Annotated in this window: 22 protein-coding genes; all 22 read right to left on the reverse strand. The window is 73.2% G+C overall.

Annotated features, from left to right (window positions below; translation table 11 throughout):
• Positions 1-57 precede the first annotated feature (57 nt).
• On the reverse strand, positions 58-1,431 hold the full coding sequence (locus N538_RS0107050) for an RsmB/NOP family class I SAM-dependent RNA methyltransferase (protein WP_028636733.1): 1,374 nt from the start codon (positions 1,429-1,431) through the stop codon (positions 58-60).
• 71 nt (positions 1,432-1,502) lie between these two features.
• Positions 1,503-2,438: a methionyl-tRNA formyltransferase gene (gene fmt / locus N538_RS0107055; protein WP_028636734.1), complete on the reverse strand. Its 936-nt coding sequence runs from the start codon at positions 2,436-2,438 to the stop codon at positions 1,503-1,505.
• 3 nt (positions 2,439-2,441) lie between these two features.
• A complete protein-coding gene (def, locus tag N538_RS0107060; RefSeq protein WP_028636735.1) occupies positions 2,442-2,987 on the reverse strand; it encodes a peptide deformylase in 546 nt (181 codons plus the stop codon).
• A 29-nt stretch (positions 2,988-3,016) separates the two neighbouring features.
• Positions 3,017-5,032, reverse strand: a complete 2,016-nt coding sequence (locus N538_RS0107065) for a primosomal protein N' (protein ID WP_081790342.1) — start codon at positions 5,030-5,032, stop codon at positions 3,017-3,019.
• Between the two features lie 41 nt (positions 5,033-5,073).
• Positions 5,074-6,264: a methionine adenosyltransferase gene (metK, locus tag N538_RS0107070; protein WP_028636737.1), complete on the reverse strand. Its 1,191-nt coding sequence runs from the start codon at positions 6,262-6,264 to the stop codon at positions 5,074-5,076.
• 9 nt (positions 6,265-6,273) lie between these two features.
• The gene (coaBC, locus tag N538_RS0107075; protein WP_028636738.1) at positions 6,274-7,479 is read right to left on the reverse strand and encodes a bifunctional phosphopantothenoylcysteine decarboxylase/phosphopantothenate--cysteine ligase CoaBC; all 1,206 of its coding nucleotides are present in this window, start codon (positions 7,477-7,479) and stop codon (positions 6,274-6,276) included.
• Between the two features lie 80 nt (positions 7,480-7,559).
• Positions 7,560-7,880, reverse strand: a complete 321-nt coding sequence (rpoZ, locus tag N538_RS0107080; protein ID WP_028636739.1) for a DNA-directed RNA polymerase subunit omega — start codon at positions 7,878-7,880, stop codon at positions 7,560-7,562.
• 9 nt (positions 7,881-7,889) lie between these two features.
• Positions 7,890-8,489 carry a guanylate kinase gene (gmk, locus tag N538_RS24200; protein ID WP_036569776.1) on the reverse strand — a complete coding sequence of 200 codons (600 nt, stop codon included), beginning with the start codon at positions 8,487-8,489 and terminating at the stop codon, positions 7,890-7,892.
• A complete protein-coding gene (mihF, locus tag N538_RS0107090) occupies positions 8,482-8,802 on the reverse strand; it encodes an integration host factor, actinobacterial type (protein ID WP_028636740.1) in 321 nt (106 codons plus the stop codon). Before mihF ends, gmk begins: the two co-directional genes overlap by 8 nt.
• Before the next feature lie 556 nt (positions 8,803-9,358).
• Positions 9,359-9,793 carry a hypothetical protein gene (locus N538_RS0107095; RefSeq protein ID WP_155991996.1) on the reverse strand — a complete coding sequence of 145 codons (435 nt, stop codon included), beginning with the start codon at positions 9,791-9,793 and terminating at the stop codon, positions 9,359-9,361.
• The gene (gene pyrF, locus N538_RS0107100; protein ID WP_028636742.1) at positions 9,790-10,599 is read right to left on the reverse strand and encodes an orotidine-5'-phosphate decarboxylase; all 810 of its coding nucleotides are present in this window, start codon (positions 10,597-10,599) and stop codon (positions 9,790-9,792) included. Before pyrF ends, N538_RS0107095 begins: the two co-directional genes overlap by 4 nt.
• Positions 10,596-11,603 carry a quinone-dependent dihydroorotate dehydrogenase gene (locus N538_RS0107105; RefSeq protein ID WP_028636743.1) on the reverse strand — a complete coding sequence of 336 codons (1,008 nt, stop codon included), beginning with the start codon at positions 11,601-11,603 and terminating at the stop codon, positions 10,596-10,598. The genes pyrF and N538_RS0107105 overlap by 4 nt, the downstream gene beginning before the upstream one ends.
• The gene (gene carB / locus N538_RS0107110) at positions 11,603-14,893 is read right to left on the reverse strand and encodes a carbamoyl-phosphate synthase large subunit (RefSeq protein WP_028636744.1); all 3,291 of its coding nucleotides are present in this window, start codon (positions 14,891-14,893) and stop codon (positions 11,603-11,605) included. Before carB ends, N538_RS0107105 begins: the two co-directional genes overlap by 1 nt.
• Positions 14,893-16,080, reverse strand: coding sequence for a glutamine-hydrolyzing carbamoyl-phosphate synthase small subunit (gene carA, locus N538_RS24205; protein WP_051548919.1), 1,188 nt, complete (start codon positions 16,078-16,080; stop codon positions 14,893-14,895). Before carA ends, carB begins: the two co-directional genes overlap by 1 nt.
• Positions 16,081-16,145: 65 nt before the next feature.
• Entirely contained in the window at positions 16,146-16,958 is an 813-nt protein-coding gene (locus N538_RS0107120) for an alpha/beta hydrolase (protein ID WP_028636745.1), read from the reverse strand.
• 160 nt (positions 16,959-17,118) lie between these two features.
• The gene (locus N538_RS0107130) at positions 17,119-18,402 is read right to left on the reverse strand and encodes a dihydroorotase (RefSeq protein WP_028636746.1); all 1,284 of its coding nucleotides are present in this window, start codon (positions 18,400-18,402) and stop codon (positions 17,119-17,121) included.
• A gap of 76 nt (positions 18,403-18,478) precedes the next feature.
• Positions 18,479-19,423, reverse strand: coding sequence for an aspartate carbamoyltransferase catalytic subunit (locus N538_RS0107135; protein ID WP_028636747.1), 945 nt, complete (start codon positions 19,421-19,423; stop codon positions 18,479-18,481).
• Complete coding sequence (gene pyrR / locus N538_RS0107140) at positions 19,420-20,004, reverse strand: bifunctional pyr operon transcriptional regulator/uracil phosphoribosyltransferase PyrR (RefSeq protein ID WP_028636748.1); 585 nt, start codon at positions 20,002-20,004, stop codon at positions 19,420-19,422. Before pyrR ends, N538_RS0107135 begins: the two co-directional genes overlap by 4 nt.
• A gap of 69 nt (positions 20,005-20,073) precedes the next feature.
• Positions 20,074-20,685, reverse strand: a complete 612-nt coding sequence (locus N538_RS0107145; protein WP_051548920.1) for a cytochrome b/b6 domain-containing protein — start codon at positions 20,683-20,685, stop codon at positions 20,074-20,076.
• On the reverse strand, positions 20,682-21,371 hold the full coding sequence (locus N538_RS0107150) for a molybdopterin-dependent oxidoreductase (protein WP_028636750.1): 690 nt from the start codon (positions 21,369-21,371) through the stop codon (positions 20,682-20,684). The genes N538_RS0107145 and N538_RS0107150 overlap by 4 nt, the downstream gene beginning before the upstream one ends.
• Positions 21,372-21,375: 4 nt before the next feature.
• A complete protein-coding gene (locus N538_RS0107155; protein WP_028636751.1) occupies positions 21,376-21,567 on the reverse strand; it encodes a hypothetical protein in 192 nt (63 codons plus the stop codon).
• Between the two features lie 24 nt (positions 21,568-21,591).
• The gene (locus tag N538_RS0107160) at positions 21,592-22,608 is read right to left on the reverse strand and encodes an NADPH:quinone reductase (RefSeq protein ID WP_028636752.1); all 1,017 of its coding nucleotides are present in this window, start codon (positions 22,606-22,608) and stop codon (positions 21,592-21,594) included.
• Positions 22,609-22,658 lie beyond the last annotated feature (50 nt).

The following is a 22,658-nucleotide window of genomic DNA, read 5'->3' on the forward strand; positions in this document are numbered from 1 at the left end:
CCCTCGATATGAGGGATGTTGCCGCACCGACACGAGGATCGGACCTCGGCCTGGGCTCTACCCGGTCCGCCGCAGCAGCGCCATGAACATGGCGTCGGTGCCGTGCCGGTGCGGCCACAGCTGGATCGTGCCGGGCACCGGGCCCGCGCAGCGCGGGACCCCGGGCAGCAGCGGGACGGCGTCCTCGAGCCGCACGTCGGGATGCGTCTCCAGCACCGAGCCGACCACGCCGCGCGTCTCGGAGAGGACCGGCGAGCAGGTGGCGTAGAGCACCACGCCGCCCGGCCGGACCAGCCCGATCGCCGCGGAGACCAGGCGCCGCTGCAGCAGCACGAGCCCCAGCAGGTCGTCCGCGCGGCGGCGCCAGCGGGCCTCCGGCCGGCGGCGCAGCGCACCCAGACCGGTGCAGGGGGCGTCGACGAGCACCCGGTCGAAGGAGGCAGCCCGGTACGGCGGCACCGTGCCGTCCGCGGTCACGATCCCGGTCACGCCGTCGGCGCCGCGCAGCGAGCGCCGGACCAGGCCGGCCCGGTGCTCCTGGCGCTCGGAGGCGACCAGCCCGGCGCCGCGCTGGGCGGCGAGCGCGGCCAGCAGCGCCGCCTTGCCACCCGGGCCGGCACACAGGTCGAGCCAGCGCTCGTCGCGGCCCTCGACCGTGGCCGCGGCCATCACGACCGCGACCAGCTGCGATCCCTCGTCCTGCACCCCCGCGCGTCCCCCGGCAACGGCGGCGACCTCGCCCGGGTCTCCGCCCGCGAGCACGCTGCCGAACGGCGAGTACGGCGTCGGCTCGCCGGGCAGCTCGTCGCGGGTGCTCCGGCCGGGACGGGCGACCAGGGTCACCCGGGGCGGCTCGTTGTCGGCGGCGAGCAGGTCGAAGAGCTCCTCGGCCCCCACCGCCGAACGCAGCTCGTCGACCACCCAGCGCGGGTGGCTGTAGGCGATCGAGGCGTAGCGGGTCGGCGCGACGCGCGGGTCGGGCGCGACCTGTCCCAGCCAGGCCGCCAGATCCTGCTGGGCGACCCGTCGGAGGACGGCGTTCGCGAATCCGCCGGCGCCGGAGCTGCCCTTGGCCCGGACCAGGTCCACGGTGGTGCTGATGGCTGCATGGGCGGGCACCCGCATGGACAGCAGCTGGTGGCACCCGAGCCGCATCGCGTCGAGCACCTTCGCCTCGACCTTGCTCACCGGCCGGTCGATGCAGGCGGCCAGGATCGCGTCGTAGGTGCCGCGGCGGCGGATGGTGCCGGAGACGAGCTCCGTCGCGAACGCCGCGTCCCGGCCGGAGAGGCCGAAGTCACGCAGCACCGACGGCAGCACCAGGTTGGTGTAGGCGTCGTCGACGCGCACGGACTTGAGGACCTCGAGGGCGGCGAGCCGGACGGGATCGACGCCCGGGCGGGCCGGCCGGCGGGCCTGGACGTCAGCCATCCGTGGCTGGCTTCCCCGGTTCCCGAGAGTTCGTCCACCCGCTCATGGCGACGACCGTATCGGCGCTGGCGTCAGCTTTCACCGGTGTCCCCCAGACTGGACCCCGTTTCGAGACGGGCGCCACGCGCCCAGTCGGCTGCCGACATCTGCTTGCGGCCGTTGGGCCGGACCTCGCCGAGGCGCACGGCGGAGCTGCCGGTGCCGACCAGCACCTCGTTCTTCGCGACCGCCAGCTCGCCGGCGGGGAGCACCGCCTCGACCGGCCGGACGGGCCCGACCTTGAGCCGCTCACCGGCGTACGTCGTCCAGGCACCGGGCGCCGGCGCGCACGCGCGGACCTGACGGTCCACGGCGACCGCGGGCCGCGTCCAGTCGATCCGGGCGTCGTCGACCTCGATCTTCGGGGCGTACGAGACGCCCTCGGCCTGCTGGGGACGGGCCTCGATCGAGCCGTCGGCGATGCCGTCGAGCGTGGCGACCAGGAGGCTCGCCCCGCCCTCGGCCAGCCGGGCGAGGAGGTCACCCGCGGTGTCGGTGGGCCGGATCCGCTCGGTCATCACGCCGTACGTCGGCCCGGCGTCCAGCTCCTTGACGATCCGGAAGGTGGTCGCACCGGTGACCTCGTCGCCGGCCCAGATCGAGTGCTGCACCGGGGCCGCGCCCCGCCAGTGCGGGAGCGCCGAGAAGTGCAGGTTCACCCAGCCGTGGACCGGGATGTCGAGTGCGGACTGCGGCAGCAGCGCGCCGTACGCCACGACCGGGCAGCAGTCCGGGGCCAGCGCGCGCAGGGCCTCCTGGAAGTCCGGTTCGCGCGGGTGGGCCGGCCTGAGGACGGGTACGCCGAGCTGCTCGGCGCGCTGCGCGACGGGGCTCGCGACCAGCGTTCGGCCCCGGCCGGCAGGGGCGTCCGGGCGGGTGACGACACCGACCAGCTCGTGGTCGGAGGCCGCGATGGCGTCGAGCGACGGGAGGGCCACCTCGGGGGTGCCCGCGAAGACGAGCCGCATCGCCTAGAGGCCCAGGCCGTTGGTGGCGTGCGGGGACACCTTCACGGTCGGTCGCTCGAGGCCGAACCACTCCGACTCGCGGATCGCCCGCATCGCGGCCTTGCGGGCGTCGGTGTCGAGGCGGTCGACGAACAGCACCCCGTCGAGGTGGTCGGTCTCGTGCTGGATCGCGCGAGCCAGCAGCTCGGAGCCCTGCACCACCACGGGCTCGCCGTACATGGAGAAGCCGTGCGCGACCACCGACAGCGCGCGCTTGCAGTCGAACGTGAGGTCCGGGATCGAGAGGCAGCCCTCGGGGCCGTCCTGGAGCTCGGTCGAGAGCTCGAGTCGCGGGTTGACGAGGTGGCCGACCTCGCCGTCGACGTGCCAGGTGAACGCGCGCAGGCCGACGCCGATCTGGGGCGCGGCCAAGCCGGCACCGGGGGCGGCGAGCATGGTCTCGGTGAGGTCCTCGACGAGCCGGCGCAGCTCCCTGTCGAAGTCGACGACCTCGACGGCTGGCTTGCGCAGGATCGGGTCCCCGAACAGGCGGATCGGCTGGATGGCCACGGGACCATCCTAGGGACGGCCCGAGACGGTCAGAGCGTCGGTGGGTCGACCTGGATCCGGACCGCGTCCAGCTTGCGGCTCGAGCGGAGCCGCTGGAGCTCGAGCAGCGCGGCGGACAGCTCGGTGCCCTGGGCGCGTGGGACCCGGACGACGACCCGGCTCTGCCCGTCCGCGACGTCGACCGGCCCGAGCACCTCGGCACTCGCGGGCGCGGCGAGCAGGGTCAGCGCATCGTCGACCGCGCCCGGCTCGCCCGTGATCGTCGCCAGCCGGCTGGCCGGCGGCAGGTGCGCCTCCACCCGCTGCGTGGTCTCCCGGTCCGCGAAGCCGGCGGGGTCCCAGCGCACCAGGGCCTGGAGCGCGGGGTGAGCCGGGTCCCCGACCGCAGCGATCCGGCCGCCCGGCCTGGCCAGGGCCGCGGCGTTCGCCCAGCGGCGCAGCGCCTCCTCCTCCGCGCGCAGGTCGATCCGCGAGAGCAGCAGCCAGGTGTCGAGGAGGACGACCGCGGCGTACCCGCCCGCGGCGACCGGCTCCGCCCCGGGCGTGGCGACCACGATCTGGGGCTCGTCCCCGACCGTGGCGACGACCCGCTCACCCGAGCTGGTCCGGACGGTCGTGCCCGGGAACGCCCGGCCGAGCTCCTCCGCCGTCCGTGCGTCGCCCAGCACCGGGGCCCGCAGCCCGCGGTGACCGCACTCGGGACACGCCCACGGGTCGGCGGCCGTCCCGCACCACCGGCAGGCCGGCGGCGTCGTGGGACCGGTGAGCGCGAGCGGTCCGGTGCAGGCCGGGCAGCGCGCCGGCGTACGACAGCGCTCGCAGGCAAGGGCAGTGACGTAGCCGAGCCGCGGCGTCTGCACGAGCACCGGCCCGCTCTCGAGGGCCTCGCGGACCAGCAGGTGCACCTCGCGCGGCACCCGGCCCCCGCGCGCCCGGGCGTCGCTCTCTCCGACGATCGAGACGGTGACCGCCCGGCGGGCGGCCCGGTCCGCGGCGAGCTCCCGCGCCCAGCCGGTGCGGAGGAGGTACTCGCCCTCGACGGTCCGCACGTAGCCGCCCACCAGCGCCGCCGCGCCCTCCCGCTCGGCGCGCAGCAGCAACGTCTCGCGGGTGTGGGGGTACGGCGCGCGGGGCTCGGCGTGCAGGTCGTCACCGTCGTCCCACACCGCCACCAGTCCCAGGTCGTGCACGGGCGCGAACGCCGCGGCGCGGGTCCCGACGACGACGCGCCGGGCCCCACGGCTGATGGCGAGGAAGTCGGCGTACCGACGGGCGGGGCCGACGTCCGCGGTGAGGGCGACGTGCCGGTCCGGACCCAGCACCGCGGTGAGTGCCGCGTCCACGCGCGCGACGTCCTTGCCGTCGGGCACGCACACCAGCGCGCCGCGGCCGGACGCCTGCGTCGCCGCGACCGCGTGCGCGACCAGCAGCGTCCAGTCCGTGGCCGGCGCGGCGGTCCACACGGCCCGCGGGCTGCCGCCGTCGGTCAGGTGGCGCAGGTACGCCGTCGCGGGCTCGTGCCCGGCCCAGGCGGACTCGGCTGCCCGGGCGTCGTACGGACGGCCGTCCGGCGCGGCCGGTGTGGGCTGCTTCTCGGTCGTGGCGTGGCGAGGCGGGACGGCGAGGCGCAGCACGTCCGAGCGGGTGCCGGCGTACCGCGTCGCGAGCTCGCCCGCAAGCGCCGCCACGGGGGGTGTGAGCACCGGCTCGGAGCTGACGGCGCGGCGCAGCGGGGCCAGGCGTCCGGCGTGGTCGGAGGCCGCGGCCCGCTCGAGCACGAACCCGTCCGCGTCCTGCCCCGCGAACCGCACCTTGACCCGGGCGCCCGGCACGGCCGCGTCCGACATCGCGGCGGGCACGGCGTAGTCGAAGGTACGGTCCAGGTGCGCCAGCGGCACGTCGACCAGCACCCGCGCGACCGGATCGACCGCCGCCGGTTCGGCCTCGGCGGCCTTGCGCGCCCGGGTCTCCCGCGCCTTCGCCCGGGAGGCCGTCACCTGCGCCCGCACGAGTCCGGGCAGGAGCTCGGGCTGGGCGTCGGTCATGGGCGAAGTTCTACCAGCGTCCGCCGACGCGGCGGGACGCGTCAGAGGCCGACGGCTGCGCGGAGCTCCTCGGCGCGGTCGGTGCGCTCCCAGGTGAACTCGGGCAGCTCCCGGCCGAAGTGACCGTACGCCGCGGTCTTGGCGTAGATCGGGCGGAGCAGGTCCAGGTCCGCGATGATCGCGGCCGGCCGCAGGTCGAACACGTCGAGGACGGCCTGCTGGATCTGCTCGTCGCTCACCACGCCGGTGCCGAAGGTCTCGATGAAGACGCCGACGGGTTGGGCCTTGCCGATCGCGTAGGCGACCTGCGCCTCGCAACGGGTGGCGAGCCCCGCGGCCACGACGTTCTTGGCCACCCAGCGCATGGCGTACGCCGCCGAGCGGTCGACCTTCGAGGGGTCCTTGCCGGAGAACGCGCCGCCGCCGTGCCGGGCCATGCCGCCGTAGGTGTCGACGATGATCTTGCGGCCGGTGAGGCCGGCGTCGCCCATCGGGCCGCCGACCACGAAGCGCCCGGTGGGGTTCACGAGCAGCCGGTAGCCCTCGGACGGGATGTCGAAGGTGGCGAGCACCGGGTCGATGACGTGCTTCTTGACGTCGGCCTCGAGCGTGTCGAGCTCGGTGTCCTCGTCGTGCTGCGAGGAGAGGACCACGGTGTCCACGCGGACCGGCCGGTTCGCCTCGTCGTACTCGATGGTGACCTGGGTCTTCCCGTCCGGCCGCAGGTAGGGCAGCGTGCCGTCCTTGCGGACCGCGCTGAGCTGCTCGGCGAGCCGTTGCGCGATCACGATCGGCAGCGGCATCAGTACGTCGGTGTCGTCGCAGGCGTAGCCGAACATCAGCCCCTGGTCGCCGGCGCCCTGCTTGTCCATGGCGTCCACGGAGCCGGTGCGGCTCTCGTGGCCGGTGTCGACGCCCTGCGCGATGTCTCCGGACTGGCCGCCGATCGCGACCATCACGCCGCACGAGGCGCCGTCGAAGCCCTTGAGTGACGAGTCGTAGCCGATCGCCAGGATCCGGTCCCGGACCTTCTGCTTGATGTCCACGTAGCCGGTCGTGGTCACCTCGCCCGCGACGACCACCAGGCCGGTGGTGAGCAGCGTCTCCACCGCGACCCGGCTGTACGGGTCCTGCTCGAGCATCGCGTCGAGCACGGAGTCGCTGATCTGGTCGGCGATCTTGTCGGGGTGGCCCTCGGTCACAGACTCCGAGGTGAAGAGACGTCCGGTCATGCGCACACCCTAACGAGAGGCAAGTCGTCGGGTGACTTCGTCCCAGACGACATGGGCAAGGGCTGCCTTCGACCCGCGCGGGACCTCGACGGCCGCGCCGTCGGCAGCCAGGATCACGGCCTCGTTCTCGGGGCTGCCGAACACCGCTCCCCCGCTGACGTCGTTGACGACGAGGAGGTCGCAGCCCTTCCGGGCGAGCTTGGCGCGGGCCAGGTCGAGCACGCTGCCGGTGTCGTCGCCGGTCTCCGCCGCGAACCCGACGATCACCTGGCCGGGACGGGCGCGCTCGGTGCTGAGCTCGTGGAGGATGTCGGGGTTCTGCGTCAGGTCGATCGACGGCGCGAAGCCGTCGGCGGCCTTCTTGATCTTGGTGCCGCTCGGGTCGACCGGCCGGAAGTCGGCCGGCGCCGCGGCCATCACGACGGCATCGGCCGAGGCGGCCGCGCTGACGACCTCGTCGCGCAGCTGGCCGGTGGTCTCCACCCGGACCACCTTCACCCCCGCCGGGTCGGGCAGGGACGTGTTCGCGGCCACCAACGTGACCTCGGCGCCCCGCGCGGCGGCGGCGCGGGCCAGCGCGTAGCCCTGGAGACCCGACGAGCGGTTGCCGAGGAAGCGGACCGGGTCGAGGTACTCGCGGGTGCCGCCGGCCGAGACCACCACCCGGCGACCCGCCAGGTCCGGGGTGGTCGTACCGCGCGCCAGGACCTCGCGACAGGTGTCGAAGATCTCGGGCGGCTCGGGCAGCCGGCCCTTGCCGGTGTCCTTGCCGGTGAGCCGGCCCTCGGCGGGCTCGATCACCAGGCAACCGCGCTCGCGGAGGGTGGCGACGTTGGCGCGGGTCGCGGGGTGCTCCCACATCTCGGTGTGCATCGCCGGGGCGAAGACGACCGGGCAGCGGGCGGTCAGCAGCGTGTTGGTGAGGAGGTCGTCGGCGAGGCCGTGCGCCGCCTTCGCGAGCACGTCGGCGGTCGCCGGCGTGACGACGACCAGGTCGGCCGACTGGCCGATCCGGACGTGCGGCACCTGGTGGACGTTGCTCCAGACGTCGGTCGAGACGGGCTTGCCGGACAGCGCCGACCAGGTGGGCGCGCCGACGAACTCCAGCGCGGCCGCGGTCGGCACGACGGTCACGTCGTGGCCGGACTCGGTGAACAGCCGCAGCAGCTCGCAGGCCTTGTACGCCGCGATGCCGCCGGAGACGCCCAGAACCACCCTCAGAACCGAGCCGGGCCGTGCCCCCGTCGGGGGCACGGCCTCGGTGGACGTGGTGGTGGTCAGTGGACCACTCGTCGTCAGTTGCCGGCGTCCGCGGCGGCAGCCGCGGCGGCGGCCTCCTCGGCGGCGAGCTCGGCGGGATCGATGTCCTCGCAGGTCAGGAGGTCGTCGTTGATCTCGCGGAGCGCGATCGAGAGCGGCTTCTCCTGCACGTGGGTGTCGACCAGCGGGCCGACGTACTCCAGCAGGCCCTCGCCGAGCTGGGAGTAGTACGCGTTGATCTGCCGGGCGCGCTTGGCGCTGTAGAGGACCAGCTTGTACTTGCTGTCGGTCTTCGTCAGCAGGTCGTCGATCGAGGGATTGGTGACGCCCTCGGCGGCGATGGTGGGTCCGGACACGCTAAAGCCTCACAGATCAGTCGGGGATGGCTTCATCAAGGCTACCAACTCCTCGGCTGCAGCGTGAATCTCGTGGTTGACGATCGTCACGTCGAACTCGGTCTCGGCGGCCAGCTCCTCCCGCGCCGTCTCCAGCCGGCGGGTGCGTTCCTCCGCACTCTCGGTGCCCCGGCCGACCAGCCGGCGTACCAGCTCCTCCCACGAGGGCGGCTTGAGGAACACGAACAGGGCGTCGGGCATGGTGCGGCGCACCTGGCGGGCGCCCTGCAGGTCGATCTCAAGCATCGCGGGGCGCCCGGAGGCCAGCGCGAGGTCGACCGGCTGCCGCGGGGTGCCGTACCGCGCCGCCTTGTGGACGACCGCCCACTCGAGCAGGTCACCGTCGGCGACCATCCGGTCGAACTCGTCGTCGGAGACGAACCAGTAGTGGACGCCGTTCTCCTCCCCCGGCCGGGGCTGACGGGTGGTCGCGGAGACGGAGATCCACACCTCGGGGTGGGTGGCGCGCACCTCGGCGGCGACGGTGCCCTTGCCGACCGCGGTGGGCCCGGCGAGGACGACGAGACGGGAACGACGCGCTGCCGCTGACGGGTCCTGCGCGTCAGTCACGCGCGGCGAACTCCTTCTGGAGCGCGGCGACCTGCTTGGCGCCCAGGCCGCGGACCCGGCGGCTCTCGGCGATGCCGAGCCGCTCCATCAGCTGACGAGCGCGCACCTTGCCCAGCCCGGGCATCGACTGCAGCAGGTCGACGACCCGCATCTTGCCGATCACCTCGTTGCGCTGGCCCTCCTCGAGCACGTCGACGATCGACGCGCCGGAGTTCTTGAGCCGGTTCTTCACCTCGGCCCGCTCCCGCCGGGAGGCGGCGGCCTTCTCCAGGGCCGCTTGGCGCTGTTCAGGGGTGAGCGGGGGCAGAGCCACGGGACGGTCCTTCGAGAGGTGGGTGGGCCTCGGGCGATCTCGCCCGGTCGGGTGCGAGGTCAATCTAGTCAGAACACTCGTGGGCCAGCAATCGAGGGTTCGTTGTCGGCAGTGCGCCGGTATGGGTGGGGGCGGGTCGGCCGGGTGGGCGCGGGTCGATGCGGGGTCGATGCGGGGTGGGCGCGGGTGGGCGGTGCGTGAGCCACCCTTTCGGCCGTGCAAAAGGTGGCTGCTCCACCGCCGGCCCGGACCGGAGCTGGTCGGCGCGGGTGGGCGGTGCGTGAACCACCCTTTCGGCCGTGCAGAAGGTGGCTGCTCCACCGCCGGCCCGGACCGGAGCTGGTCGGCGTGGGTGGGCGGTGCGTGAGCCACCCTTTCGGCCGCGCAGAAGGTGGCTGGTCCACCGCCGGCCCGGGCTCGTGGGGGCTGGCGCGGGTCAGCGGTGCCCCAGCCACCCTTTCGACCCGGCAAACGGTGGCTGACTCACCGCCGGCCCGGATCGGCCCGCGTCGGTCCGCATCGGCGGGCACAGGCCGGCGCGGGCGACCGCCCGCCGCTACAACGTCAACGGCGTCTTGCAGACGTCGCGCGCCTGTTGGTCGAGGTCCTGGAGGGCGCGGAGCGTGGTGCCGCTGCCGAGCGCCTTCGCGGCGGCATCGACGCGCGCCTTGTCGTCGGCGCTCAGACCGGACGGCGGGTGGTCGCGGTCGTACGTCGCCGGGTCGACCCCGGCGTCCTCGAGCGCCTTCTGCAGGCCCTGGATGCTGGTGACGAGCTGCTGCCACTCGTCGGTGATGTCGCCGGGGGCCTTGTCCTGGAGGTCCTCGAAGATGTCCAGCGCCTCGAGGAGCGCGTCCGGACCGCCGCTCCCGACGAGGTCGCTGAGCTCCTGCTGGTGGTCCTTCACCGCGCTGCAGTAGGTGTCCCGGTCCGAGCCGCACCCGGTGAGCAGCAGCGGGAGCAGCAGCGCGGCCACGAGGAGTCTCCTCATCCGCGCAGCTCGTCGTTGGTCCGCAGCACGGCGTCCCGCATGGCCGAGCGGTCCGGCCCGAGTCGCAGCACCTCGCGCGAGGAGCTCGGGAGGACGGCGTTCGAGCCGAAGATTCGGCGTACGTCGGCGATGGTGCCGCCCTGGGCACCGAACCCGGGCGCGAGGATCGGGCCGTTGAACGCGAGGTTCTCCTCCGTCGACCCGATGGTCGCGCCGACGACCGCACCGAAGGAGCCCAGCGGCCGGGCATCCGCGTTGAGGTGACGCAGGTGGTCGAGCATCCGGCCGGCGACCGTGCCGCCGCCGTCGATCGTGGCGTGCTGCACCTCGGGCCCCTCCTTGTTGGAGGTCAGCGCGAGGACGAAGACCCCGGCGTCGTGGCGCCGGGCGGTGTCGACGAGCGGGTCCAGGGAACCGAACCCGAGGAACGGGCTGACCGTGATCGCGTCGCTGGCGAGCGGCGAGGCGGGATCGAGGTAGGCATCGGCGTAGGCCTGGCTCGTGGAGCCGATGTCACCGCGTTTCACGTCGAGCAGCACCAGGGCACCGGCGGCCCGGGAATCCGCGATCACCCGCTCGAGGACGGCGACGCCGCGGCTGCCGAACCGCTCGTAGAACGCCGACTGCGGCTTCACGACCGAGGCGTACGGCGCGACCGCCTCGACGGTCGTGAGCGCGAAGGTCTCGAGCCCGGCCACGTCGTCGGCCAGGCCCCAGTCGGTGAGCAGCGCGGCGTGCGGATCGATGCCGACGCAGAACGGGCCGCGCGCCTCGATGGCGGCGTGCAGTCGAGAACCGAAGGTCATGCGGACACTCCCTCGATGATCCGGCGCGGCCACAGCGGGCCCTCGTAGACGAACGCGGTGTAGCCCTGGAGCAGGGTCGCGCCCGCCTCGAGGCGGTCGCGCGCGTCCTGGACCGTGGTGATGCCGCCGACGCCGACCAGGCAGAGATCCGGCCCCACCCGCGTGCGCAGCAGCCGCATCACCTCCAGCGCGCGTCCGGCGAGCGGCCGACCGGACAACCCGCCCGCACCGACCTCCTCGACCCGGGCCGACGGGGTGCGCAGGCCCTCGCGGGAGATCGTGGTGTTCGTGGCGATGATGCCGTCCAGCCCGACGGCGAGCGCGAGGTCGGCGACACCGAGCACGTCCTCGTCGGCCAGGTCGGGGGCGATCTTGACGAGCAGCGGTACGCGCCGGTCGTCGAGCGCCGCGATCCTCTGCACCGACGTGAGGATCGGCTCGAGCTTCTCGACCGCCTGCAGGTTGCGCAGGCCCGGCGTGTTCGGTGAGCTCACGTTGACGACCAGGTAGTCGGCGTACGGCGCCAGGAGCCGCGCGGACTTCTCGTAGTCGCGCACGGCCTCGTCCTCGGGCACGACCTTGCTCTTGCCGATGTTCACGCCGAGCACGGGTCCGGGCCGACGGCCGCGGGCCTTCAGCCGCTGCGCGACCGCCTCGGCGCCGTCGTTGTTGAAGCCCATCCGGTTCACGACCGCACGGTCCTCGGGCAGCCGGAACAGCCGCGGCGCCGGGTTGCCCGGCTGCGCCTCGCCGGTGACGGTCCCGACCTCGACGTGGCCGAACCCGAGGGCGCCGAGGCCGTCGATGCCGACGGCGTTCTTGTCGAAGCCGGCGGCCAGGCCGAGCGCGTTGGGGAAGGTCAACCCGAGCGCGGACACCGCCTCCCCCGGCGTACGACGGAGGCGGGTGACCGGCCGCGCGGCCCGGATCGCCCGGAACGCGCCGTGGTGCGCCCGCTCCGGGTCGGTCCGGGTCAGCACCCGGTCGAAGAAGGCGCGATACATCAGCGGCGGGCCCAGTCCTGCAGCGACATCACGCCTATCTCGCCCCGCTCGAGCGCCTCGATCCCCTGGACCGCGGCGCCGAGGCCCTGGACCGTGGTGATGCACGGGATGTTCGCCATCACGGCCGCGGTGCGGATCTCGTAGCCATCGACGCGGGCGGAACCGCCCGAGCCGGAGCCGTTCGGCGTGTTGATCACGAGCTGGATCTCGCCGTCGAGGATCAACTGCACGGTGGTCTTCTCGCCGTTCGGGCCCTCGCCCTCCCAGTGCTTGCGCACCACCGTCGTCCGCACGCCGTTGCGGCGCAGCACCTCGGCGGTGCCCTGCGTCGCGAGGATCTCGAAGCCGTGCTCGGCCAGCACCTTGATCGGGAAGATCATGTGCCGCTTGTCGCGGTTGGCCATGCTGACGAACACCTTGCCCGTGGTCGGGAGCGGCCCGAACGCGCCGGCCTGCGCCTTGGCGAACGCCGTGCCGAAGTCGGCGTCGAGGCCCATCACCTCGCCGGTCGACTTCATCTCGGGGCCGAGCACCGTGTCCACCTGCCGACCGTCGGGAGTGCGGAACCGGTTGAACGGCATCACCGCCTCCTTGACCGCGATCGGCTGGTCCGGGGGCAGCGTGCCACCGTCGCCCTCCGCGGGGAGGACGCCGTCGGCGCGCAGCGCGGCGATCGACTCCCCCATCATCACGCGGGCGGCGGCCTCGGCCAGCGGGGTCGCGGTCGCCTTGGAGACGAACGGGACGGTCCGGCTGGCGCGCGGGTTGGCCTCCAGGACGTAGAGCACGTCCGAGCCGAGCGCGAACTGGATGTTCAGCAGTCCCCGCACACCCACGCCGCGGGCGATCGCCTCGGTGGCCTGCCGGATCCGGCCGATCTCGGCCTCGCCGAGCGTGATCGGCGGTAGCGCGCACGACGAGTCACCGGAGTGGATGCCGGCCTCCTCGATGTGCTCCATCACGCCACCGAGGAACAGCTCCTCGCCGTCGTAGAGCGCGTCCACGTCGATCTCGACCGCGTCGTCGATGAACCGGTCGACCAGCACCGGGTGCTCCGGGCTGATCTCGGTCGCGCGCTCGATGTAGCCCTCGAGCGCCGCGTCGTCGTACACGATCTCCATGCCGCGGCCGCCGAGGACGTACGACGGGCGCACCAGCACCGGGTAGCCGATCTCGGCCGCGATCTCCTGGGCGTCCGCGAAGGACGTCGCCATGCCGTGCTTGGGGGCGGGGAGCCCGGCCTCGTGGAGCACCCGGCCGAAGGCGCCGCGCTCCTCGGCGAGGTGGATCGCCTCGGGCGAGGTGCCGACGATCGTGACGCCGTTGTCCTTGAGCCCCTGGGCCAGCCCGAGCGGCGTCTGGCCACCGAGCTGGCAGATGACGCCCGCGACCGGGCCGGCCTGCTCCTCCGCGTGCACGATCTCGAGCACGTCCTCGAGCGTCAGCGGCTCGAAGTACAGCCGGTCCGAGGTGTCGTAGTCCGTCGAGACCGTCTCGGGGTTGCAGTTGACCATCACCGTCTCGTAGCCGGCCTCGCTCAGCGCGAGGCAGGCGTGGACGCACGAGTAGTCGAACTCGATGCCCTGGCCGATCCGGTTCGGACCCGAGCCGAGGATGATCACCGCCGGCTTCTCCCGCGGCGCGACCTCGGACTCCTCGTCGTACGACGAGTAGTGGTACGGCGTGGCCGCCGCGAACTCGGCGGCGCACGTGTCGACGGTCTTGTAGACCGGGCGGATGCCGAGCGCGTGCCGGACACCGCGGACGACGTCCGGGCTCATGCCGCGGATCTTGCCGATCTGCACGTCGGAGAAGCCGTGCCGCTTCGCCTTCCGCAGCAGCGCCGGCGTGAGCTCGGGAGCGGCGGTGACCTCGGCGGCGAGCTCGTCGATCAGCATCAGCTGGTCGACGAACCACGGGTCGATCCCCGTGGCACCGAAGATCTCCTCCGGCGTGGCACCGGCGCGGATCGCGTCCATCACCTTCTTGAGCCGCCCGTCGTGCGGGGTGGCGATCTCGGTGAGCAGGGCGGCCTTGTCGAGGTCGACCCACTCCTGGTGCCAGTCGAACGGCGCGTCCTTGGACTCCAGGGACCGCAGCGCCTTCTGGAGCGCCTCGGTGAAGTTGCGGCCGATCGCCATCGCCTCGCCGACCGACTTCATGTGCGTCGTCAGGGTCGGGTCCGCGCCCGGGAACTTCTCGAACGCGAACCGCGGCACCTTCACCACCACGTAGTCCAGCGACGGCTCGAAGCTCGCGGGCGTCTCCCGGGTGATGTCGTTCGGGATCTCGTCGAGGGTGTAGCCGATCGCGACCTTGGCGGCGATCTTGGCGATCGGGAAGCCGGTCGCCTTGCTCGCCAGGGCGGAGGAGCGGGAGACCCGCGGGTTCATCTCGATGACGATCACCCGGCCGTCCGCCGGGTTCACGGCGTACTGGATGTTGCAGCCGCCGGTGTCGACCCCGACCTCGCGGATGATGCCGATGGCGAGGTCGCGCAGGTGCTGGTACTCGCGGTCGGTCAGCGTCATGGCCGGCGCGACGGTGATCGAGTCGCCGGTGTGCACGCCCATCGGGTCGAGGTTCTCGATCGAGCAGATGATCACGACGTTGTCGGCCTTGTCGCGCATCACCTCCAGCTCGTACTCCTTCCACCCGATGATCGACTCCTCGATCAGCACCTCGGTGGTGGGGCTGGCGGCCAGCCCGGCGCCGGCGATCCGGGCCAGGTCGGTCTCGTCGTAGGCGATGCCGGAGCCGGTGCCGCCCATCGTGAACGAGGGCCGTACGACGACCGGGTAGCCGAGCTCGACCACGGCCTTCTCGCAGTCGTCGAGCGAGTGGCACACGAAGCTGCGGGCGACCTCGCCGCCGATCTTCGCGACGATCCCGTTGAACAGCTCGCGGTTCTCACCGCGGTGGATGGCCTCGAAGCTCGCGCCGATCATCTCCACGCCGTACTTCTCCAGCACGCCCCGCTCGTGCAGCGCGATCGCCGCGTTCAGCGCGGTCTGCCCGCCCAGCGTCGGCAGCAGCGCGTCCGGGCGCTCCTTGGCGATCACCTTCTCGACGAACTCCGGCGTGATCGGCTCGACGTACGTCGCGTCCGCGAACTCCGGGTCGGTCATGATCGTGGCGGGGTTGGAGTTCACCAGGATCACCCGCAGGCCCTCGGCCTTGAGCACCCGGCAGGCCTGGGTGCCGGAGTAGTCGAACTCGCAGGCCTGGCCGATGATGATCGGCCCGGAGCCGATCACCAGCACGGACCTGATGTCGTCGCGCTTGGGCATCATCCCTCGCTTTCGGTGGTCGAGTAGCCGGTCGTGAGGGACGAGCGACCGGCGTATCGAGACCCCATGAGGCTGACGAAGCGGTCGAAGAGGTAGGCGGCGTCGTGCGGGCCTGCGGCGGCCTCGGGGTGGTACTGCACCGAGAAGGCCTTGAGCCGCCCGTCGCCGTCGCGGAGCTCGAGGCCCTCGACGACGTCGTCGTTGAGGCAGACGTGGCTCACGCTCGCCTCGCCGTACGGCGTGGTCGTGCTGCCGTCGAGCGGCGCGTCGACCGCGAAGCCGTGGTTGTGGGCGGTCACCTCGACCTTGCCGGTGGTGCGGTCCATCACGGGCTGGTTGATGCCGCGGTGGCCGTACTTGAGCTTGTAGGTGCCGAAGCCGAGCGCACGGCCGAAGAGCTGGTTGCCGAAGCAGATGCCGAAGTAGGGGATCCCCTCGGCGAGCGCACCCTGCAGCACCTCGACCTGGTGGGTGGTCGCGGCCGGGTCGCCGGGCCCGTTGGAGAAGAACAGCCCGTCGGGCGACACCGCCCGGACGTCCTCGAGGCTCGCGGTCGCGGGCAGCACGTGCACCTCGATGCCGCGCTCGGCCATCCGGTGCGGTGTCATGCTCTTGATCCCGAGGTCGAGCGCGGCGACGGTGTGCTTCTTCGGGCCGATCGCCGGCACGACGTACGTCTCCGTCGTCGACACCTCCGAGGCCAGCTCGGCGCCGGTCATCTCGCCGGACGACTTGACCCGCGACAGCAGCGCGGACGGATCGGTCTCGGTCGAGGAGATGCCGACGCGCATCGCACCGCGCTCGCGGAGGTGGCGGGTGAGCGCCCGGGTGTCGATGCCGGAGATGCCGACCACGGCCTGCTCGCGCAGCTCCTCGTCGAGGCTCCTGCGCGACCGCCAGCTGGACGCGCGGCGGGCGGGATCGCGGACGACGTACCCGGCGACCCAGATCCTGCGGCTCTCCTGGTCCTCGTCGTTGATGCCGGTGTTGCCGACGTGCGGCGCGGTCATCACCACGACCTGCCGGTGGTACGACGGGTCCGTGAGCGTCTCCTGGTAGCCGGTCATGCCGGTGTTGAAGACCGCTTCGCCGAACGTCTCGCCCGGGGCGCCGTACGAGTCGCCGTGGAAGGTGCGCCCGTCCTCGAGGACGAGGATCGCGGGGCTGCTGGTGGCATGCAGGGGCACGCCCTACCTCCTTCTCCGCCTCACGGGACGGATCGTTAAAGGATGTCGAAGCTGGGGCGAGCGTATCAGCGGCCGGCGAGCTCGCCGCCCAGCCACCCGAAGGCGTCCACGGTGTGGTCGTTCCAGAAGACCCGGGTGTGCCCGCCGTCGGCGTACGTCACGGCCTCGGGCTCCTCGGGCAGCCGACCGACCACGTCCCGCACGTCGTCGTAGAAGGCGTCGTCGGTGCCGCACCACACCGCCAGGGGAAGTCCCGCCAGCGGCGACAGCTCGGCCAGCGCCGGGTCCGCCGCGGAGACCGCCGGGCTGAACAGCGCGGCGGCGCGGGCCCAGTCCGGCTCCTCGAGGGCGAACCGGAGCGCGCCGTACCCGCCACGCGACCAGCCCCACAGCGCGCGCCGGTCCGCGTCGAAGCCACGGTCGGCCAGCCAGCCCGGGAGCTCGTCGCGGAGCATCGCGACCGGGTCGGCCCCGGGGGCCGGCACCCAGCCGGACGGGCCGTCGTCGGTGCCGGCCAGCACGAACGGCGGCGCACCCTGCTGCACCGCAGCGGTGAGGAAGCTCCCGAACCCGAAGCCGCGGAAGTCGGCGGCGGAGGCGCTCGAGCCGTGCAGCACCACGACCACGGGCAGCCCGGCTCCGTCGCCGTACCCGGCCGGCACGGCCGTGAAGAGGTCCACGTCCCCGCCCATGGCTGCCGACGCCACGGGCTCGAGCCCCACCCGGCCCTCCGGCGCGTCGGGGACGTAGAAGTCGGGCCGGAGGCCGAGCGCACGACGGACCCGTCCGGAGCCGGCGGCCGCGCCACCGAGGGCGGCCGCCCCGGCGACCGCCGCGCCGCCGCCGACGAGGAACCCTCGCCGCGTGAGGCCGGTCACGACACGGTCGCGCCGGTCATCGCGAGCACGACGCGGCCGGCGGTCACCGCCCCTCGCGCGCACCCGTGCCAGTCCCCTCCGGCCTCCATGGACGGAACCTAGGCGACCCAGCAGCCGGCCGGCGGGTCACGGCCGGGACGTCACCAGGATGGGGTAGCGCTCACTGCAGCTTCCCGTCCAGGACGGTGGCCTGGCCACGCAGGAACGTCGCGACGACCCGGCCGGGCAGCTCCATGCCGCGGTACGGCGTGTTGCGGCTGAGGCTCGCGGTCTCGGCGGGGTCCACCGTGCGCCGGGCGGAGGGGTCGTAGAGCACGAGGTTGGCGGGCTCGCCCACCGCGACCGGGCGGCCGTGCCGGTCCGACACCCGGCCGATGCGGGCCGGGGCGTAGGACATCCGCTCCGCGACGCCCGCCCAGTCCAGGAGCCCGGTGTCGACCATCGTCTGCTGGACGACCGACAACGCGGTCTCGAGGCCGAGCATGCCGAACGCCGCGGCGGCCCACTCGCAGTCCTTGTCCTCGTGGGGGTGCGGGGCGTGGTCGGTGGCCACGATGTCGATGGTGCCGTCGGCGAGCCCGGCACGGAGCGCCTCGGCGTCGGCGGCGGTGCGCAGCGGCGGGTTGACCTTGTAGACCGGGTCGTAGGTCGCGGCCAGGTCGTCGGTTAGGAGCAGGTGGTGCGGGCACGCCTCCGCCGTGACGTCCACGCCCTTTCCCTTCGCCCAGCGGATCAGCTCGACCGACCCCGCGGTCGAGACGTGGCAGACGTGCAGTCGGGAGCCGACGTGCTCGGCGAGCAGCACGTCGCGGGCGATGATCGCCTCCTCGGCGACCGCCGGCCAGCCGGCGAGCCCGAGGCGCCCGGAGAGCTCGCCCTCGTTCATCTGCGCGTCCTCGGTGAGGCGCGGCTCCTGCGCGTGCTGCGCGACGACGCCGTCGAACGCCTTGACGTACTCCAGCGCCCGGCGCATCAGGACCGCGTCGCTGACGCACCGGCCGTCGTCGGAGAACACCCGGACCCGGGCGGCCGAGTCGGCCATCGCACCGAGCTCGGCGAGCCGCTCCCCGGCGATCCCGACGGTGACCGCGCCGACCGGGAAGACGTCGCAGTAGCCGGCCTCGCGGCCCAGTCGCCAGACCTGCTCGACGACGCCGGCCGTGTCGGCGACCGGCTCGGTGTTGGCCATCGCGTGCACGGCGGTGAAGCCACCCATCGCCGCGGCCTGCGTGCCGGTCTCGACGGTCTCGGCGTCCTCCCGGCCCGGCTCGCGCAGATGGGTGTGCAGGTCCACCAGGCCGGGCAGCGCGACCAGACCGGTTGCGTCGACGACCTCGGCGTCGGCGGGTGCGTCCGCCGGGTCGGCGACCACGCCGCCGCTGAGCAGGAGGTCGGTCGGCGTACCGCCGAGGACCGAGACGTTGGTGATCAGGTAGTTGCTCATGCGCGTACTCGCTTCGCTCCGTGCGCGCATGAGGCACATGGCGCACTGTTTCGATGGGTGAGCTCGCTCCGCTCGCTCACTCTTCTCCTCCGACGGCGGGCTCGGAGCCGCCCAGCAGCAGGTACAGCACGGCCATCCGCACAGCGACGCCGTTGGTGACCTGCTCGACGATCACGGAGCGGTCGCTGTCCGCGACGTCCGCGGTGATCTCCATGCCGCGGACCATCGGGCCGGGGTGCATGACGATCGTGTGGTCCTGGAGGGTCGCCATCCGCCGGCCGTCCAGGCCGTAGCGGCGGGAGTACTCGCGCGCGGTCGGGAAGAACCCGCCGTTCATGCGCTCCCGCTGGACCCGCAGCATCATCACGGCGTCGGCCTTCGGGAGCACGCCGTCGAGGTCGTACGACGTCTCCACCGGCCAGCTCTCGACGCCGACCGGCAGCAGGGTGGGCGGCGCGACCAGCGTCACCTCCGCGCCCAGGGTGTCGAGCAGCAGCGCGTTGGAGCGCGCCACCCGGCTGTGCAGCACGTCCCCGACGATCACGATCCGGCGGCCGTCGAGGTGGCCCCCGAGGTGCCGCGTCATCGTGAACGCGTCGAGCAGCGCCTGGGTCGGGTGCTCGTGGGTGCCGTCGCCGGCGTTGACGACGCTCGAGCGGACCCAGCCGGAGTGCGCGAGCCGGTGCGGGGCGCCGCTGGCGCCGTGCCGGACGACGACCGCGTCCGCGCCCATCGCCTCGAGCGTCAGCGCCGTGTCCTTCAGGCTCTCGCCCTTGGACAGGCTCGAGCCCTTGGCCGCGAAGTTGATGACGTCCGCGGAGAGCCGCTTGGCGGCGGCCTCGAAGGAGATCCGGGTGCGGGTGGAGTCCTCGAAGAACAGGTTCACCACGGTCCGGCCGCGCAGGGCGGGCAGCTTCTTGATCGGCCGGTCCGCGAGCTCGCGCAGCTCGGCGGCGGTCGTGAGGACCAGCTCGGCGTCGTCGCGGCTCAGGTCGGCCGCGCTCAGCAGGTGGCGCTTCATGCTGCTCCTCCTCCGGTGCCGATGCCCTGGATCGTCACGGCGTCGGTCTCGTCGATGCCGGCCAGCGTCACCTTCACGCGCTCGACCAGCGAGGTCGGGAGGTTCTTGCCGACGAAGTCGGCGCGGATGGGCAGCTCCCGGTGCCCGCGGTCCACGAGCACGGCGAGCCGCACGGCCTGGGGGCGGCCGATGTCGTTGAGCGCGTCGAGCGCCGCCCGGATCGTGCGGCCGGAGAACAGCACGTCGTCCACCAGGACCACGGTGCGGCCGTCGATGCCGCCGGGCGGGATCTCGGTCGGCAGCAAGGCCCGCGCCGGCTTCATCCGGAGGTCGTCGCGGTACATCGTGACGTCGAGCGAGCCGACCGGCACGTCGTACCCCTCGACGGAGGCGATCCGCTCGGCGATCCGCTTCGCGAGCGGGACGCCGCGGCTCGGGATGCCGAGGAGCACGAGGTCACCGGCGCCCTTGTTGCGCTCGAGGATCTCGTGGGAGATGCGGGTCAGCGCCCGGGAGATGTCGCGGTCGTCGAGGACGACGCGCTGCCCGTCGAGCGGGCTGTCGTGAGGGTGCGCAGGCAACTGCCTCGGACCTCCTTCTCCGCCTCACGGGACGGCTCGTTAAAGGATGTCGATCGCAGGAACCATACCTCAGCCGGCCGGGGGCGGCCGCACCTCGTCCACCCACGCGGCGTGCTCGCGGCGAGCCCAGCGGGCCGAGACCCGGCCGGACCACATCCCGCGCAGCGCCTCGCCGTCGCGGAGGGCGAAGACGAGGTGCCCGATCACCAGCAGCCCCAGGGCCAGGGCGACCCAGTCGTGCACGAACGTCGCGCCGGAGCGCCACGCCAGCCGCACCAGCCCGGTGAAGAACATCAGCGTGCCGGTGCCGAGCAGCAGCAGGATCGCGCCCGCGGAGAGCGCCGCGTTGAGCTTCTGCCCGGCGTTGAACTTCCCGACCCGGATCCGGCCGCTCCGGCGGTCCTTGCTGCGCAGCCACTGCCAGTCGGCGGGGGTGAAGCGGTTCAGCCGGCGTACGTCGGTGCGGTACGCCGACGACGCGGCGCCGAGCAGCAACGGGACCGGCAGCGCGAAGCCGGACCACACGTGCACGAGCTCGACGGCGTGCCGGTGTCCGACGGCCAGGGCCAGCGAGCCGTTGTAGAGGACGGCCGCGGTGAGGAGGCAGGCGATCATGAGCACCCCGAGTGTCCCGTGCACGACGCGCTCGACCGCTGCGAAGCGGGGCAGCTGGTCGCTCATTCGCCGATGATCCCGTCGAGCGGGTAGCCGCGGTCCTCCCAGTAGCCCGGGATGTCGCGGTCGGTCAGCTCGATCCCCGAGAGCCACTTGGTGCTCTTGTAGCCGTACATCGGTGCCGCGTAGATCCGCACCGGGCCACCGTGCTGGTGGGTCACCGGCTCGCCGTACATGGTCAGGGCCACCAGCACGTCGTCGGCGCGGGCCTGCTCGAGCGTCATGTTCTCGGTGTAGACGCCGTCGAATGACCGGAACCGGATCGCCACCGCGTCGGAGGTCGGCGCGGCGAGGTCGAGCAGGTGCGAGAGCCGGACGCCGGTCCAGGGCACGTCGTCGACGTACCACCCCGTGACGCAGTGGAAGTCGCGCGTGATCGAGACCTGCGGGAGCTGCTGGAGGTCGGCCAGCGTGTAGGTCGCCGGGCGGGCGACGAGGCCGGAGACCGACAGGGAGTACGACGAGGCGTCGCGGCTCTCGACGCTCCCGGTGACCGAGTAGTAGCGGAACGCGCTGCCCAGCGGCACCAGCTGCGACAGCCCGGTGGGGTCGTGCGCCACGAGCCTGCTCAGGGCGTCCTGGACGGCGCTCCCGGTGACGACGCCGACGACACCGAGGCCGAGGAGCCCGAGCACGACCCGGCGGCCGACCGGCGTACCGTCCAGCTCCGAGCGCTCCTGCGGCTCGGACACGGGCTCAGGGCCTCCGACCGCGGACGCCGAGGGCGGCCAGCGCGAGCCCGGCGAGCACCACGACCGGGCCGACGACGGACCACGTCGTCGTGTCGCTCATCGAGCTGCCCTCGATGACGCCGGTGCCCTGCAGGGTCCAGAGGAGGCCGAGGAGCACCAGCACCACGCCGGCCACGACCCACCACGGCTTCGCCACGCCTCCAGCCAACCACGGCAGTGGTCACGCGTCCGGGAGATCGACGAGCACCTTCCCCACCGCGCCGGCCTCGACCGCGTCGTGGGCGGCCGCGGTGTCCTCGAGCGGGAAGTGGTGCAGCGGGAGACCGGCGTCCTCGCCGACCCGCAGCGCGCCGGCGGCCACCGCGGCCGTCACGTCCTCGGTCGCCGCGCGCACCAGGTCGTCGGCGAGCGTGTAGAGGATCAGGAACTGGAAGCGCAGGTTCTTCCCGAACGCCGCGCGCAGCGGCATCCTCAGCTCGTCACCGCCGTTGTTGGCGTAGATGCTGACCAGCCCGTGCACCCTGACGACGTCGAGGTCGAGGCCGATGTTCTGCGCCGGCGCGACCTCGACGGCGATGTCCACGCCGTCGGGCGCGACCGCCCTGATCCGGTCCGCGGGGTCGCCGGTCCGGTAGTTCACGACGTGGTGGGCACCGGCGCCCGTCGCGAGGACGGCCTTCTCGTCGCTGCTCACCGTCGTGACCACCGTCGCCCCGGACCAGCGGGCCAGCTGGATCGCCGCGTTGCCGACCGCGCCCGCTCCCCCGGCCACCAGCACGACGCGTCCGGCCAGCGTCCCGGGTCCGAGCGTGGTCGGGCCCTCCTCGTGCGCGGTCAGCGCACGGTGGGCGGTCACCGCCGGTACGCCGATGCTCGCGCCGAGGTCGAAGTCCGCGTTGTCGGGCAGCGCGATGACGCGGGCGGCCGGCTGGACGGTGTACTCCGCGGCCGTGCCGTAGGCCCGGCCGTGCTGCGCGAGCACCAGCCACACCCGGTCGCCCACCCGATGCGTCCCGGCCCCGGGCCCGACGGCGTCGACCACGCCCGCACCGTCCTGGCCGGGCGTCACCTCGTCGTGCCCACTCATCATCCCGGCGCGGAACTTCCAGTCGGTGGGGTTGACGCCGGAGCGGACGACGCGGACCCGGACCTCGCCGGGGCCCGGCTCGGGGACCTCCCGCTCCACGACCTGCAGGACGGAGGACGGGCCGGTCTCGCGGTAGACGACTGCGCGCATGACCCCGAGGTAACCACGCGGGACAAGACTGACCCGTCGGTTCCGGCCCC

Source organism: Nocardioides sp. URHA0032 (genome assembly GCF_000620645.1).
Taxonomy (GTDB): domain Bacteria; phylum Actinomycetota; class Actinomycetes; order Propionibacteriales; family Nocardioidaceae; genus Nocardioides.

Excerpts from the sequence above, each read along its gene's own strand:
- N538_RS0107050 (WP_028636733.1), bottom strand. The coding sequence starts at position 1,431 with ATGGCTGACGTCCAGGCCCGCCGGCCGGCCCGCCCGGGCGTCGATCCC.
- fmt (WP_028636734.1), bottom strand. The coding sequence starts at position 2,438 with ATGCGGCTCGTCTTCGCGGGCACCCCCGAGGTGGCCCTCCCGTCGCTC.
- N538_RS0107065 (WP_081790342.1), bottom strand. The coding sequence starts at position 5,032 with ATGACCGACGCCCAGCCCGAGCTCCTGCCCGGACTCGTGCGGGCGCAG.
- metK (WP_028636737.1), bottom strand. The coding sequence starts at position 6,264 with ATGACCGGACGTCTCTTCACCTCGGAGTCTGTGACCGAGGGCCACCCC.
- N538_RS0107095 (WP_155991996.1), bottom strand. The coding sequence starts at position 9,793 with ATGAGGAGACTCCTCGTGGCCGCGCTGCTGCTCCCGCTGCTGCTCACC.
- pyrF (WP_028636742.1), bottom strand. The coding sequence starts at position 10,599 with ATGACCTTCGGTTCTCGACTGCACGCCGCCATCGAGGCGCGCGGCCCG.
- N538_RS0107105 (WP_028636743.1), bottom strand. The coding sequence starts at position 11,603 with ATGTATCGCGCCTTCTTCGACCGGGTGCTGACCCGGACCGACCCGGAG.
- carB (WP_028636744.1), bottom strand. The coding sequence starts at position 14,893 with ATGCCCAAGCGCGACGACATCAGGTCCGTGCTGGTGATCGGCTCCGGG.
- N538_RS0107130 (WP_028636746.1), bottom strand. The coding sequence starts at position 18,402 with ATGAGCAACTACCTGATCACCAACGTCTCGGTCCTCGGCGGTACGCCG.
- N538_RS0107135 (WP_028636747.1), bottom strand. The coding sequence starts at position 19,423 with ATGAAGCGCCACCTGCTGAGCGCGGCCGACCTGAGCCGCGACGACGCC.
- N538_RS0107145 (WP_051548920.1), bottom strand. The coding sequence starts at position 20,685 with ATGAGCGACCAGCTGCCCCGCTTCGCAGCGGTCGAGCGCGTCGTGCAC.
- N538_RS0107160 (WP_028636752.1), bottom strand. The coding sequence starts at position 22,608 with ATGCGCGCAGTCGTCTACCGCGAGACCGGCCCGTCCTCCGTCCTGCAG.